11 protein-coding genes are annotated in these 16,474 nt (G+C 30.7%); 4 read left to right on the forward strand and 7 right to left on the reverse strand.

Annotated features, from left to right (window positions below; genetic code table 11):
- Nucleotides 1-113: 113 nt before the first annotated feature.
- The 3 genes from hmpA to EI427_RS24410 all read right to left on the reverse strand — a co-directional run bounded on the left by hmpA (nt 114) and on the right by EI427_RS24410 (nt 4,584).
- Complete coding sequence (hmpA, locus tag EI427_RS24400) at nt 114-1,343, reverse strand: NO-inducible flavohemoprotein (protein ID WP_126619994.1); 1,230 nt, start codon at nt 1,341-1,343, stop codon at nt 114-116.
- The gene (locus EI427_RS24405) at nt 1,333-1,797 is read right to left on the reverse strand and encodes an HPP family protein (protein WP_126619996.1); all 465 of its coding nucleotides are present in this window, start codon (nt 1,795-1,797) and stop codon (nt 1,333-1,335) included. Before EI427_RS24405 ends, hmpA begins: the two co-directional genes overlap by 11 nt.
- A gap of 255 nt (nt 1,798-2,052) precedes the next feature.
- Complete coding sequence (locus tag EI427_RS24410) at nt 2,053-4,584, reverse strand: T9SS type A sorting domain-containing protein (protein WP_126619998.1); 2,532 nt, start codon at nt 4,582-4,584, stop codon at nt 2,053-2,055.
- A gap of 396 nt (nt 4,585-4,980) precedes the next feature.
- Between EI427_RS24410 and EI427_RS24415 the strand changes: the two genes are divergently transcribed.
- Together EI427_RS24415 and EI427_RS24420 are read left to right on the forward strand one after the other, a co-directional pair.
- Entirely contained in the window at nt 4,981-5,259 is a 279-nt protein-coding gene (locus EI427_RS24415) for a hypothetical protein (RefSeq protein WP_126620000.1), read from the forward strand.
- Between the two features lie 175 nt (nt 5,260-5,434).
- Nucleotides 5,435-5,662 carry a hypothetical protein gene (locus tag EI427_RS24420; protein ID WP_126620002.1) on the forward strand — a complete coding sequence of 76 codons (228 nt, stop codon included), beginning with the start codon at nt 5,435-5,437 and terminating at the stop codon, nt 5,660-5,662.
- A gap of 64 nt (nt 5,663-5,726) precedes the next feature.
- Here EI427_RS24420 and EI427_RS24425 read toward each other — a convergent pair whose 3' ends face one another.
- The gene (locus EI427_RS24425) at nt 5,727-6,974 is read right to left on the reverse strand and encodes a cystathionine gamma-synthase family protein (protein WP_126620004.1); all 1,248 of its coding nucleotides are present in this window, start codon (nt 6,972-6,974) and stop codon (nt 5,727-5,729) included.
- 2,197 nt (nt 6,975-9,171) lie between these two features.
- Entirely contained in the window at nt 9,172-9,408 is a 237-nt protein-coding gene (locus EI427_RS24430; protein ID WP_126620006.1) for a VF530 family protein, read from the reverse strand.
- 101 nt (nt 9,409-9,509) lie between these two features.
- Between EI427_RS24430 and EI427_RS24435 the strand changes: the two genes are divergently transcribed.
- Nucleotides 9,510-10,304, forward strand: coding sequence for a hypothetical protein (locus EI427_RS24435; RefSeq protein ID WP_126620008.1), 795 nt, complete (start codon nt 9,510-9,512; stop codon nt 10,302-10,304).
- A gap of 55 nt (nt 10,305-10,359) precedes the next feature.
- Here EI427_RS24435 and EI427_RS24440 read toward each other — a convergent pair whose 3' ends face one another.
- Nucleotides 10,360-12,666: a GH92 family glycosyl hydrolase gene (locus EI427_RS24440; RefSeq protein ID WP_126620010.1), complete on the reverse strand. Its 2,307-nt coding sequence runs from the start codon at nt 12,664-12,666 to the stop codon at nt 10,360-10,362.
- A gap of 22 nt (nt 12,667-12,688) precedes the next feature.
- Entirely contained in the window at nt 12,689-14,980 is a 2,292-nt protein-coding gene (locus EI427_RS24445; protein WP_126620012.1) for a GH92 family glycosyl hydrolase, read from the reverse strand.
- A 429-nt stretch (nt 14,981-15,409) separates the two neighbouring features.
- On the opposite strand from EI427_RS24445, the gene EI427_RS24450 reads away from it, so the two are divergent.
- Nucleotides 15,410-16,474, forward strand: coding sequence for a PorP/SprF family type IX secretion system membrane protein (locus EI427_RS24450; RefSeq protein WP_126620014.1), 1,065 nt, complete (start codon nt 15,410-15,412; stop codon nt 16,472-16,474).

Consider the following 16,474-nt stretch of genomic DNA (forward strand, 5'->3'; position numbering starts at 1 on the left):
TTTTTAGTAACAACAACCAAACTATTTTTCCCTTGAAAGATGCTTTTCTTCCCATAAATTAAAAAACCTCTCCTTTATAAAAAGAAGAGGTTTAAAATATCAACTAATTTGTACTATGCCATTGCTTCATCTTCAGCTTTTAGTTCTTCAGCAGGACCAAAAAACTCAAAATTAATTTGTGTTTCTGGCACGCCTAGAACAGCTAAAAGATTAATAATATTCTTCATGAATAACTTAGGTCCACAGAAATAATATTCTGCTTCTTTATAGTTAGGAACATTATTTTTAATAAAATCTAAATCAATAAACCCAGACTGTACACCTTTATCTGTTGGTTGTGGGTTATTATAAATAAATTGATGAGAAAGTTGCTCATTACTATCAGACAACTCAGCTACATATGTATTAAAAGCATGTGATAAGCCGTTTTTAGCAGCATGTAGCCATGTTATTTTTCTATCAGATTTTTCTACTAATAAATAATTCAACATAGATAGCATTGGCGTCTGACCAACCCCACCACTCATTAGAACTACATCTCTTTTGGAATCCGTATCTAAAGTAAAATCACCGGCAGGAATACCCACTTCAATAGTATCTCCTTCACCAATAAAATCATGAAGATAATTAGAACCAATACCGTCAGGTTGTTGTGCGTACCCCTGTTCTCTTTTTACAGAAATTCTGTAATAATCTTTCTCAGGAGAATCACTTAAAGAATAATTCCTCATGTGAGCATGGTCATGATCATCTCCTTTTAATCTAACTGCAATATACTGCCCTGGAGTAAAAGGTAATAAGCTACCTTCTTCTGGTTTTAAATAGAATGAGGTAATCTCATCGCTCTCAATTATTTTTTTTGTAATCATGAAGTTTTTAAAACCAACCCAACCATCATGATTGTTAATGGCATCTGTATATAAACTTCCTTCACGTTGGGTAAAAACACCTGCTAATATACCGTAAGCTTCTGTCCATGCAGTAATAATATCTTCTGTAGCAGCATCGCCTAAAATATCTTTAATTGCTTGTATTAAGTGTTTTCCAACAATTGCATAATGTGCGGGCTGAATACTTAAACTAACATGTTTATGTGCAATTCTTTCTACTGCACTTTGTAACATTGGTAAATTATCTATATACGTTGCATAGCCAAGAATAGCCCCTGCCAATACCTGTGGTTGAGTTCCTTCTGCTTGATGTGCCATATTAAACACGTTTTTAAGCTCCGGGTTTTTCTCGAACATTAATTTATAGAAATGTGTTGTAATTGCAACACCATGTTCTTTAATAACTGGTGCTGTTGCCTTTACGATGTCGATTGTTTTTTGTTCAATTTTCATTTGTCAATTTGGTTTGTGTTCGTTGTATATTATCTAATAAGAAAACTCCTATTAATACCGGGATGAAAACATATAAATAACCCAACTCATGTATTGCTGAATTACCATATACAGCTATATATGCTGTTGCTCCTCCGGGTGGGTGTAAAATATTTAAAGCCGTCATTAAGAATATTGATATACCAACTGCGGTTGCAACTGCAAACTCTGGAGATAAATCAAAAAGTAATTTATAGCATGTTACTCCAACAATAGCGGAGACTAAATGCCCAAAATACATGTTCTTACGTTGTGCTAATGGAGATTCTGGTGCTGCAAATAATAAAACTGATGTTGCTCCAAACGCTCCTGTAAGAAGTACTAAATCATCTTTAAAATACATTTGTAATAAACCTAAAATCCCTATACCTATAAAACTATTAAAGCCTTTTATTGCTGCCTTTTTAAACTTCATCAATTATTTAATAGATGATAACCACCATGTCTAAACCTATCTTCCGAATCTTTAGATAGATATTTATGATATGGTGATGCAAAGATTGTGTTCTAAAAAGTAATGACAATTGTAATAAAACAGATCAAAAACTGATAAATATCAGACATTTTTATAAAGACCACTCAATCAGTAAATTAATAGCCATAAAAAAAGGCCATCCCATTACAGGATGACCTTTTCTTAGTCGTGTTCCAAATCTCAATTAAAAATTAATTATCTATTTAATACAACTCGTTTAGTGAATTGATTATTTACACAATTAATTTTGATTATATATACTCCGTTATTTAGAGCATTATTCAATTTAAAAGAAAGTGTACTTCCTTGTGAATTTAAATTAGTTGATAATTTCTGTACAATTTTACCTGTTGAATTAGCAATCACTATAGAAACAATTTGCTCATTTCCAGTATCTACAGTTACCGAAGATGTTGTTGGTGATGGGTAAACTGATACTAAACTATTTTGAGCAGGATCAATTGCTGTTACTTCACCATCTACAGGAGTTTCTTCTTCCTCTTCTTCGTCTACAGGAGTTTCCTCTTCCTCTTCTTCGTCTACAGGAGTTTCTTCTTCCTCTTCTTCATCTACGGGAGTTTCTTCTTCCTCTTCTTCGTCTACAGGAGTTTCCTCTTCCTCTTCTTCATCTACAGGAGTTTCTTCTTCCTCTTCAATGAAAGATGACAATAGTAAATCATCAATGTCTAAAATACCATTAGTATCTCTATTAACAGCTAGTTTACCAGTAAAATCTGTTTCTGGAGTAAATACTAACATATCTGTGTACCATTCGTTTGATGCAACTTCAGCCGTACCAGCATTATGACCTCTATTTTCAAAAACAATTGTATTACCTGTACTATTAAGAACTTTTAGTCCTCTCATGTATTGTCCTCTTGTTCTTGCAGATAAGGTATATGTTGTACCTGCTTTAAATTCAAAATCCATTACAGTGTAAATGTAAGTTGTAGCATCACCTGTAGCACTTGGAGTATCAAATCTCAAGAAGTTATTGTTATCTTGAATTTCAGAAACAATTGTTCTTTCAGTATCTTCTTGTTCAACTTTAACAAAATCAAAATCTGAAGTTATTAATGTTTCCTCATCATAACCAGCAAAATTATTATGGTAAATAGCTTCTGTGTCAATTTCAGTTTCTTCTTCTAAAGGAACTTCCACTAATTTAATATCATCGACTTCCAAAAGACCATTCCATTTTCTAGTAATGACTAGTTGTACAGTTAAATCTGCTTCTGCTGTAAATTCAACCATTTGTTCGTGCCATTCTGCACCTACAATATCATCATTACCAGCATTATAATTTTCGCTAGAGATTATAGCTTCATTTGTTTCTGTATCAAAAACTTTAAGGTCTCTATCAAATTTACCTTTTGTAATTGCCGAGTACATATACTTACGGCCTTGAACTAATTGAATTTCTTGATCAACAATAATATTTGTATTAGATTTTATTGTTGTATTTGGTGTATCAAACTTTAATACTTTATTTCCATTATTATCAATTGCTGTTAATGTTCTTTCTCCATCTTCATTATCAATGGCAACAAAAGAAAATAAATTATCAGCATTTAAATCTTGATCTACAGTATAAGAAGCAAAATTATTGTGATATAAAGCATCAGGATCTAAAGGAGTCTCTTGGTTTAGTGCGTCTTCAGAAGTTGTAGATAACATAATATCATCAATATCTAAAGAACCATAGTATAACCTTAAAACAGAAACTTGAGCAGTAAAATCCGTTTCTGGTGTAAAAACTAAAGTATGTTGGTACCAAGTAGTAGTTAAAGTTGCATCATTAGTTGCGTTATATTCATCAGATTCAAACATAACACCATTATCTTTTTCTAAAATTCTGATGTCTCTTCTAAAAGCTCCTCTAGTTTTAATGTTTAAAGTATATTCAATACCTGCCTTTACTTGGATATCTTGCATAACACTTACTAATGTATTAGCAGAAGCCGCTGCATCAATAATTTGTAATTGTAAAAACTGATTATCGTCTTGCTGATCAATAACTGTTTCTAAAGTTCTTTCAAGTTCTGGTAATTGAAAAACGTCTAGTTTAAAATCTCCATCAATTAAACTTTCATTTTCTGAATATGCAGCAAAATCGTTTTGATATAAATAGAAAACAGGTTCCTCAACAGGGGTTTCTTCTTCTACTTCTTCCTCTTCCTCCACTGCTTCTTGATTATCTACTAGTAGTATATCATCAATGTCAAGAGTAGAATTCCATCCTCTAAACATTGCAACAATACCAATAAAATCAGCCTCAGGTGTAAACTCTAATGAGTGTTCGTACCATTCCGCACGTAACGTCTCGTCATTTCTAGCATTGTAATTTGCTTCTGAAAATGCAGGCCCATTTGTAGTAGTATTAATTATTCTTAACCCTCTTGCAAATGGCCCTCTTGCTTTAGCTGTTAAAGTATAAGTAACTCCAGCTTTAAAATTAATTTCTTCTGTAGATCTTATATTTGTGTTTTTAGAAGTAGTTGCACCAGGCGTATCAAAAGAAATAAATTTATTTCCATCTTCTTCACCTATAACAAGAGTTACTTCTTGTTCGTCTGCAAGGTCTTGTAGTTCTTGTAATATAAAATCACCTTGCTCCACCATATCTTCTTGAGAAGTATAGACATCAAAGTTATTTTGATATACAGTGTTTTGAGCGAATGCTATCGAGCAAAAAAATAGCAGAATTGCTGTTAAATTTTTTTTCATAAGTCTTGTGTAGTTAAAAAATTGAGTAGTACATTAATACACTTCATTAGATTGGAGTTTTGAGAATAGTTTCCAATAGTTTATTAAATCATAGTAGCTGTATTAATTACACTTCAAATGTATCAGGTTATGTTGTCTAGGTAGGTTTCTTCAAGTTAAAAGAATGTTTCTTTTAGTCAAAAACTGCTTATAGAGACTAAAATCGAAGATTATACTATTATTACTTCTAGGTTATCTTTTTCATAAGTATTGAATATATTAATTATTCTTTTGCGAAAAAGAATGTTGTACAAAATATATTTCGTCATTAATTTAAATTAAACATTGATATATTTTTTAAAATTTTAATTATTTATAAATTCACAGATTGTTATTCATCATTGCTATTTCTTTACCATGCTCCTAAAAAAAATAAAACGATCTAAGAAGAAAAATACTTCTCAGAATAAATGGATGGTCTATCCTACTTTAGTATATGATATTACTAAAATACATACACCTCTACCAACAGATAAATTTTCGATCTGTATAAAATGTATTAACGATAAAATAATTTTTGAATCTGAAGGTTGTGGAATTACAGATATAAATATGTCTAAATTTGACAAAGGAATCTATAATATATATATCCATTATAAAGGAGGCCAATATTATAGTAGGGTTTTGAAGCGTTAATTCAATGAAAAATTAGGAATAACATTAATTACGATGCGTAACATTATGTAATCTTGCATTATTTTAAGAAATAATCTTTTAATAATTAGTGTTTACAAATATTTTCAATTTTATTTGTGTTAGTAAATTAATACCTGATTTTTTTAATATTAAACTACCCTAACCTACTTATTAAATGAAAACTTTATCATTAACCGTTACGATTATTCTAACTGCTTTATTTGTAAATGCTCAAGGATTAAACATTCAAGATATGCATGCAAATAATTCAGGGAAAAGTACTTTGGAACTCTTTAAAGAAAGAAAGGAGATTAAAAAGGAACGAAAAGCAAAGAAACAAGAACAAAAAGAGTCTTTTATTGAAAACGATAATCCTAGAATTATTGTAAAAGAAGAAGAATAAATATAAAAAGTATTTTTAAAAAGAATGTCCCATTACTTGATTAGTAATGGGGCATTCTTTTTACTTAAACCTTATTTAGAGACTCTTCGATATCCCAAATAATATCTTCAGCATTTTCAACACCAATAGATAACCTTACTAAACTAGAAGTAATGCCAAATTCTTCTCTTTCTTTAGGATCTACACCAATGTGTGTCATACTTGCAGGGTGTTGAGCAAGACTTTCTGTACTACCCAAACTTACCGCGAGTTTCATTAATTTTAAACCATTAAGGAATTTAAAAGCTTCTTTCTCTCCTCCTTTAATATCAAAAGATACCATTGCACCAGGAGAAGAATATTGCTTTTTATATAGTTTATAATCTTTGGTTCCTTTAGGTATTAGCCCTAAATAATGAACTTTATCAACTTTTGGGTGATCATTTAAGTACTTAGCAACTTTCTTTGCGTTACGCATTTGCTTCTCCATTCTCACTTTTAAAGTTTCTAAAGACCTTAAAAGTAACCATGCAGTATGCGGACCAACCATATTACCTAAGAAGGTACGCAGTGTTTTAACTCTCTGCATTACTTCTTTATTTCCTAAAACTGCACCAGCAATTAAATCACTATGTCCGCCTATATATTTTGTAGCAGAATACATTACTAAATCAGCCCCTAATTCTAGTGGGTTAGACCACAAAGGTCCCATGTAAGTATTATCTACGGCAACGTGAACTTTTTTCTTTTTAGTTGAAAACTTTTTTGCAATTTTTACACAAGCTCCAATATCAAATAAATCGTTTGTAGGGTTTGCAGGAGATTCTAAATAAATTAATGATAAACGATCGGCCTTACCACTATCTTTTATCAATTTAATTAAATCCTTTTTAGTATGATGTGGTCTGAATGCAATACTAGTAACACCAATTTTCTTTAAAAGATCATGAATAAAATGATCTGTACCACCATAAGTTGGAGCACTATATAATATTAAATCACCTGGAGCAGAAAATTCTAAAAGTACAGAACTAATTGCACTCATACCACTTTCAAATACGGCACAATCCTCAGATTTATCCCATAAACAAAGTCGATCTTCTAAAATCTCTAGATTGGGGTTATTAATTCTACTATAAATAAGACCTAGGTTTTCGTTCTCACCTTTTTCTCTTAATCCATATGCAACTTCAAAAAAAGCTTTACCTTCTTCTGCTGTTTTAAATACAAAAGTCGACGTTTGAAAAATAGGTGGCTTTACAGCACCTTCAGAAAGCTCAGGTTTATAACCATGAGTCATCATTAAACTTTCTGGATGGAATTTATGTGGCATTTTAACTTTTTTAGTTAGGTGTTTATAAGTACTCTCAAAAATTTATGGTTACTATTAATGATGATGTACCTATTGGTATATATGTTTAAATATGAATATGCTTTGATTATTTTAGAATTGCTAATAAAAATATCCTTTAACTTATAAATAGTTAATGTTTATAGCCATGAACTAGTTAATACTCAAACATATATTAAGCAATTTATACTACTTATATTTTATGATACAGATTTAAAGCTTGACTATTTACAATTGTATTGCATAGATTAAAAATTAATAATTTTGTTTTTACTTTATATACTTACGTAATAATTGATTATCAAAATGACCATAAATACCCCATTCTAGGCATTTTATGTGTAAGTAGTACGAAAAAAAAATATAGACAATAATTAAGATGAAAATCTAAATAGATAATCTATCGACGACTGTAAATAGCAGACTATCCGTGCCTTAACTTAATGTATGAAAGTATTTATATTTAAAAATATAGAATTATAATTTATGATGATTAAACATTATTTTTCTAACTTTAAGTATATTCTTTTAATAGAATGAAAATTATTCTAACTTTATAATATCAAAACTTTTAAAGTTTATATTTTAAAAGTGATATTTAAGGGGAGAAAGAATTATTTATTAATTTTAACTCTTCTTATCTAATGTCTTAACATGTTATATATCTAACTAGTTATTACATTCCCCTATTTATTAGGGCAACTATTAATAAGTGATTCTCTGTATAGAGTTTTACTTTAATAAAGATGTACTTACTTAGGGAATCCATACATTAGGATATCCCCCAATTAATAATGAGGCCCCTCTCTATTTTTTTAAAATATTGAGGGGTATTATTATGCCTAAATTTTAATATTCTGTTCCATCATTTTTTTAAATTGTAGTATTTTAACTTTCTTATATAACAATTTTAACAACATACAGATTGATGGTGCTATTATTTGTCTGTCTATGAAAAATCATACAAATTGAGGTATCAATAAAGAAAACAAGAACGAAGTAACTTAATTGTATTTCGATATAAAATATTAGTTGGAAGTTTGTTTGTTAGTTTAGTTTATAGAGAAAAAGACCCATGTTTTACATAGGTCTTTTTTATTTTTACACAATTTTATATCTAAAGTGACTACTATACCCAAATATTCATTCCCAAATTCTTTACAATCCCAAAATCAGATATTTTCTAAAATTTTGTTTATTTATTTATATAATAAGTGATTAATTCTTCACTAATAATGTTAAATAGGAAGATTTAAATTTTATGATAGTACAATTTTAACAAAAGCGTAAATCTTACACAAATCTTTTGATTATGTAATTAATTATATTGTAATTGAGGTATCAATAAAGAAAACAAGAACGAAATAACTTAATTGTAATTCGTTATAAAATATTAGTTGGAAGTTTGTTTGTTAGTTTAGTTTATAAAGAAAAAGACCCATGTTTTACATAGGTCTTTTTTTATTTTCCAATATTTAATCAAATTAAGTATATCCTACGATAATATTGAACACTCCTACCTTTCCGAATAATCTCATAATGAACTATTTCTATATAAAATAAATGATTGATTACTCACTTAAAATGCATAAATAAGACAATTTTAATTATATGATAGTACAATTTCAATATAAACGTAAAACACACACAAAACATTTGATTATATAAATAATTATATTGTAATTGAAGTATCAATAAAGAAAACAAGAACGAAATAACTTAATTGTATTTCGTTATAAAATATTAGTTGGAAGTTTGTTTGTTAGTTTAGTTTATAAAGAAAAAGACCCATGTTTTACATAGGTCTTTTTTTAATTATATAAAATTATATTCTTAAATTCCATTATCAAACCAAATATATAGTATTACAACTTATGATATCTCAAAATTACTTATTTCCATCAAAAAACCCTTTTTTAATCACTTCTGGATTGATTTATACTTCATTTAAGAAAAAAATAAGATAATTTTAATTATATGATAGTACAATTTCAATATAAGCGTAAAACACACACAAAACATTTGATTATATAAATAATTATATTGTAATTGAGGTATCAATAAAGAAAACAAGAACGAAATAACTTAATTGTAATTCGTTATAAAATATTAGTTGGAAGTTTGTTTGTTAGTTTAGTTTATAAGAAAAAGACCAGTGATATTCATTGGTCTTTTTTTGTTATTTCTGTCTTTTTGTTTTTTGTAGATACAAATGTTCTACTTTTTCTCTAGCCCAAGGTGTTCTTCTCAAAAACTTTAAACTAGATTTTACAGACGGATCATTACTAAAACAATTTATTCTTATTCTATGAGCAAGTTGATCCCATCCATAATAATCAACTAAATATTCTAGCATATCAGCAAGTTTAACTCCATGTAGTGGGTTATTTGGCTGTTTTTGATTCTTCTCTTCCATAGTACAAATGTATCAATTCTATTATTTAAGACCACCTTTATTATTTTTTATTGTCAGAATATTGTAGAAATTGCCATAATTCTAAACAACTACTCTTCTTTATGAAAGCTACTCTATTATTAGTACTCTGTATTATCAGTTTAAATGTTGCTGGACAAGGCAAAATAAATTCGATTCAAAAAGATGTACAAACTAAAAAGTCATCTCCCTCTCCTAGCACTCAAAGTGGTGATGGAGATAAATATGATGAAGAAACAATGAATATTTTATTTACAATATTTAGGTTACTATTAATTGGAGCTCCACAAGATTTCCAATTACATAGATATGGTAGTGTAATTAAATTACAGAGATACCCTTACATGCAAAAGGGTTACGGTAGATATACACGTAATAAAGAATTAGCAACTAAATTCACATCAAGTCTTGAAATAAATGGTTTTTATGAGTCGAAAACTCTTTATGGTTTAAACTCACATTTCAATTTCTTTTTCATGCCTAAAATTAGTATTGACATTGAGGGTAGTTTTTATAGAGAAGAAATCTCTGAAAGAGAACAAAGTGATATGGGGCTTATGCACATTAATGCTACGTACCACCGATTTGCTTTTACAGGTTTGGATACTTGGTTTGGTGTTGGATATTCTAGACTATTTCTAGGTGATGGTTTTGATGGAGCGAACTTTAATATAGGAACAGAAATTTTCTTTATGAAACCAATAAGCATATATACTAACTGGTATTTTGGTTCTTTTGATACAACTGAATTCCACGAAGGAAATATTGATTTAAAATGGTATGTTAACCGAATGTCTCTAAAATTAGGTTACCGTTTTCTTAAAATTGGAACTGCAACAATTAAAGGACCTGAGGTTGGTTTAGGAATCACGCTATAAAAAAAGAAGGCCATCAAAAATTAATTTGATGGCCTTCTTCGTAATTAAAATAAGATTATAACTTCCCTGACATAGAGAATGGTGCACTGTCTTTTGCAGTTCCCCAGTCTTTATTAGGTTGATTACCCATTTCAAAAACAATCTCACCACCAGCCATAATTTGCTCGTGCGTTAAATATGTTTTGTTAAATGATTTTCCATTTAATGTAGCAGATTGTATATAAACATTCTCATCAGAATTGTTATTTGCTACCACAGTAAATGTTTTTCCGTTTTCTAAAGCCATTGTTGCTTTACCAAACTCAGGAGATCCAATTGCGTATTCGTTTGTACCAGGAGCTACAGGATACATACCTAAAGCAGAGAATACATACCAAGCTGACGTCTGACCATTGTCTTCGTCACCACATAAACCATCTGGTGTTGGACTGTAAAGATCTTTTAAAACTTTACGAGCCCATTTTTGTGCTTTCCAAGGCTGACCTGCATAATCGTATAGATAAATAGCATGTTGAATTGGCTGGTTACCATGTGCATACTGCCCAGTACCATATTTTTCATCTGCTACTTTCATTTCTGTAATCTCATGAATTTCAAACCCATAGTAATCATGGTTTGCAATAGATGGTGTTGTAAATATTGAATCTAGTTTTAAACCAAATGCTTTTTTACCACCCATTAATCTTGCTAATCCAGCAGGATCATGAAATACTGACCAAGTGTAATGCCAAGAAGAACCTTCTGTAAAAGCTCCACCCCATGCTTCTGGAATAAATGGCGTTTGCCAAGAACCATCTTTTAATTTAGCACGCATAAAGTTTGTACTTGGATCAAATACATTTTTATAATTGTTTGCTCTTTTAGCAAATAAATCAATTTCTGCTTGAGGTTTACCAAGAGCTTCTGCTAATTTCATGATACAATAATCATCATAAGCATATTCTAATGTTCTTGCAGTATTTTCATGAATACCAACATCGTAAGGAATGTAGCCTAAGTTGTTGTAATAATCTACACCCATACGGCCAACTGAACCTAGAGGACCGTGATTTTTAGTATTCTTGATAATAGCGGCATACAGTGTTTCAACATCATATCCTCTAATTCCTTTTAAATAAGAATCTGCAATTAAAGATGCCGAGTTAGAACCAATCATACAATCTCTATGACCAGGTGAAGCCCATTCAGGTAACCAACCACTTTCGTTATATGTATTCACTAAACCGCTCATAATATTGCTGTTCAATTCTGGATACATCACTGTAAAGAAAGGAAAAACTGCTCTAAACGTATCCCAGAAGCCATTATCAGTAAACATATAACCGTCTAATACTTCGCCATTATATGGAGAGTAGTGTACTAATTTATTGTCTACATCATACTCATAAAATTTACGAGGAAACAATAATGTACGGTACATAGAAGTATAGAAATTCTGCATACTTCTTTCAGAACCACCTTCAACCTTTAAGCGGTTAAACTGTTCGTTCCATGTATATTGTGCTTCATTTTTAACTTCTTCAAAAGACTTATTTCCAATCTCTCTAGACAAGTTAATTTCTGCTTGCTCATGAGAAATGAATGATGAAGCAACTCTTGCTGTGATTACCTCACCTTCTTTTGTATTAAACTTAACATACCCTGCAGTTCTATCTGCTTTCAACTCTTTACTTGCAGTAGCTTCTTTTCCATTCCAAGTACCTTGTGTTGTAAATTCTTTATCAAATTGAATAACATAATAGTTAGCAAAGTTTTTAGGAACACCACCATGGTTGTTTGTTACGTAACCAATAATTTTCTTTTCTTCTGGAATTATCTTCACAAAAGAGCCCTGGTTATAACCATCTACTAATACTATTGCATCTTTAGTTTTAGGGAATGTAAACTGGAAAATTGCACCTCTTGTAGTTGGAGCAACTTCTGCTTTTGTATTATATGTTTCTAAATTAACACTGTAATAATGAGGTTTTGCAACTTCATTATCATGAGTGTATTTAGATTGTCTTTCTTTTTCATTAAACTTTACTTCACCAGTCATTGGGAAAATTGAAAATGCAGCATAATCATTTATCCACGGACTTGGTTGGTGTGTTTGTTTAATACCATTTATACTATCTTTTTGGTACATATATGCCCAACCATCGCCATTATTATTGGTTTGAGGTGTCCAGAAGTTCATTCCCCAAGGTGTGGCTACAGCAGGATATGTATTTCCTGTAGATAATCTAAAATCTGATAATGAACCAACTTGAGTACTCACATACTTTGTGTAGTCGGTTAATACTTTCTTCTCTTCTTTTTGCGTACAAGCAAATAACAAAGAAGTGATGAAAGCGATTAATAAGTAATTTTTAAATTTCATTTGATATGATATTGGATAGTAATTAATTATCTAATTGAAGTGATGAAACAGGTATATCTCCTTCTTTAGCACCAAATGCCTTATTTGGCTTAGGTCCCATTTTAAAAGTTAAAACGCCTCCTTCAGAAATTTGATCTTGTGTGATATAACTTGTTGTAATTTCTTTTCCATTTAAAGACAGAGATTGAACGTATTTATTTTTATCAGAATTATTCTTTGCTACAACAATAAATGTTCTTCCATTGCCTAAGTCCATGCTTACTCTATCAAATATTGGAGAGCCGATGATATATTGTTTATCGCCTGGACAAACTGGATAAAAGCCCATTGCAGAGAAAATATACCAAGCCGACATTTGACCACAATCTTCGTTGTTAATCATACCATCGGGCTTATCAGAATACATTTCTGCCATTAATTTTCTTACCATTGCTTGCGTTTTCCAAGCCTCACCTACATAATTATATAAATACGGGTTTGCATGTCCTGGCTCGTCACCATGTGCGTAGCTTCCTACAAAACCAGATATATCTGCGTGTTCTTCTCCTTTCATTTCTAACTCTACACTAAATAATTGATCCAACTCTTTGGCAAAAGCAACTTTACCACCTTTCAATTCAATCAAATCACTTACTGCGTGAGGTACAAAATAATCATAGGCCCATTTATTACCAGAAATCCAATGATCTTGTAATGGCTCCCATTGGTCCATCACTATATCACCAAACCATTCTCCGTTTGCTTTTTTAGGCCAAAACATTTTTCTTTCAGGATGATAAATATTTCTGAAATTATTCGCACGTTTCATGTAATAATTGTACTTATCAATATCTCCAATATCTTTAGCTAATTGAGCAATAACCCAATCCTCGTAAGCATACTCTAAAGTTTTTGATATATTTTTAGGTATATGAGCAGGAACATAGCCCAATTTTATATACTCATTTAAACCTCCATCACCATCAGAACTAGACACTTTATTAAAGTGTGCAATATCATCCATAGCAGCAAAAGCCTCTTTTTTATCAATATCAGCACCTTTCTGAATAGCATCGTAGATTACAGGAACAGATGGATAACCTATCATACAAGTGTTATCAACACCGCAAAGTTCCCATAATGGTAAATGATCTCCTGCATCTTTATAACGTGCAATTAGAGATCTACTAAAATCCTGAGAATATTCTGGAGTTAAAAAGCTAATTAAAGGCTTAGTTGCTCTAAAAGTATCCCATGTAGAAAAACTTGAATAGTTGGTAAAACCTTCTGCTTTAAATGATTTCCCTAAAGCAACATATTTACCATCTATATCCATTGATAAGTTGGGTGCAATAAAGTTATGGTACACACCAGTATAAAAAATCCTACGTTGTTCTTTAGTACCACCTTCAACTTTAAATTTAGATAAAATACCATTCCATTGATTTTGAGCATTCAATTGTGCTAAAGCAAAAGAATTATCTTTTTCGGAACGTAAATTCAATAATGCACCATTAGCACTCACTGCAGAAATACCAACTTTAACTTCTATACTTTCGCCTTCTCTAGTCCTAAAAGTTGCAAAGCCTTTTACATCTTTATCAATTACTTTTAAGTGCTTAGAAAATTTACCTGCTTTTGTTATTTTAAACGCATCGTATGGTTTAGAAAATTCAGCAGAAAAATAAACATATCTTCTACCACCCCAACCTTCACTTAAACAGTAACCACTAATTTCTGTAGCAGAAGTTGTTTCTATTTTTGTCTCTAACACTTTACCAAAGATGATATTAGTTGGATCAAAAATTATATTCGCTTTCTCAGATTCTGGAAAAATATATTTATGAAACCCAACTCGCTTACCCGCGGTTAATTCTGCAGTTACATTGTAATCTTCTAGATATACTTTATAAAACCCTGCTTCTGCTTTTTCATTTTCATGAGAAAATCTAGATCTCCAACCTGTATCTGGTTTATCTTTTTCACCTGCCGTTATCTGTAATTCTCCAACAGTTGGCATAACTAATATATCTCCTAAATCAGACCAGCCTGTACCACTTAGGTGAGTATGACTAAAACCTTTTAAAGTTGAATCTGAATAATGATACCCTGAACACCAATTCCATCCTTTTGTATCTGTATCAGGACTTAATTGAATCATAGAAAACGGTATTGTTGCACCTGGAAATGTATGCACGATTCCGCCAGTTCCGATAAATGGATCTACATTGTTAATTGGTTTTTCTTTGATAATTGGCTTATCATCTGATTTACAAGAGGTAAACAGAGAGATAATTAGAATTAATTGTAGTAATAAAAGGCTATTCCTCTTCATTTTATACTTAGATTATTGGTATTATTCTTATTTAAAAACGCACAATTACGCATAAACAAGCATTTACTTGCAAGATATTGGTGTTTTCATTAAAAACAAAGTTAGTATTTGTTCATTTTTTTGAGTTAAGATTTATTAAGTGTAAAAGAACACATTCGTTGGATTGATAAATTTAAATAGGATGATCTGAATCATTTTTTATACCAAAAATCAATTACTTTAATCTTTAAATAATACAGACTATATAACTCATTTTCTTTATTTTACATTAAAAAATCTTATGCTAAGAATTAAGAATGCAATTAATGTCAATTCAATAAAAATATATGTTTCCTATGTATAGGCATTTTCGGAACAAGAATTGTTTATGTAACTATTGTACGAATTAACAGCATTAAACAAAGGCATCTAATTTAAGGTGTTCAACACATGTATAGCAACTACAAATTAAAGCAAAACTTACTTTTTATATTCTTAAGCATTACTTCTGTAGCGTTTAGTCAAGATGCGCATTTGTCTCAATATTATGCAGCTCCTTTGTACTTAAACCCTGCATTAGTTGGTACTGCTGGAGATGGTAGAGCATCTTTAAACTATAGAAATCAATGGACGGGTTTACCATCAAATTACATGACAATAATGTCTGCTTTTGATACACCTATTCCCTCTAAAAATATATCATTAGGTGTGCAAATACACGAGGATATCATGGGACATAATGCTGGAATGATTCTAGACCGTACCATGTTTAATGCTACTGGTGGGTATAAATTCAAAATCAACAAAAAATATTCTTTAAGTTTTGGTTTGCAATTGGGTTTCGAGCAATCTTCTCTGGGTTTCTATAAGTTACTTTTTGGAGATCAAATAAATGATGATGGAATAACAGGCGATCCTACTAAAGACCGTGTATCTAATGAGTCTATCATCTACCCAGATATATCTTTTGGTTCTATGTTTTATGGTGAGAATTTTTGGTTTGGGTTATCGTTTTATCATATTAACCAACCATCAATCACTAGATTTCAAGAAGGATACGATAAACTCCCTTTACGGTTTTCTGCACAAGCTGGATATAGAATTCCCCTAACCTATAGATGGCACGGTAGTGTAGCAAATTATGACGATAAGTTTGTTTCGTTTATGATGCACTATCAAGCACAAGGCACAAAAGATCAATTAAGCACAGGTGTTAACCTAAATTATAAACCTTTAATTCTTGGTGTTTGGTATCGAGGTCTAATATTAAAAGATAATGAACATCCAAGTCAATTTAACCACGATGCATTAGTTATAATGTCTGGATTACAAGTCAAACAATTCACTTTTGGATATAGCTTTGACATGCCAATTGGTGGCTTACAATTATCAGAAGGAGTTTCTCATGAAATATCATTAAGATATGACTTTAATTTCTTCCCGGGATATAGGAAGAAAAACAGGAAAGGCAAAACTGGCTTACCAACTGATAAATGTCCTACTCCAAACTTCTAG

This window comes from Flammeovirga pectinis, from assembly GCF_003970675.1.
GTDB classification, from domain to species: Bacteria; Bacteroidota; Bacteroidia; order Cytophagales; family Flammeovirgaceae; genus Flammeovirga; species Flammeovirga pectinis.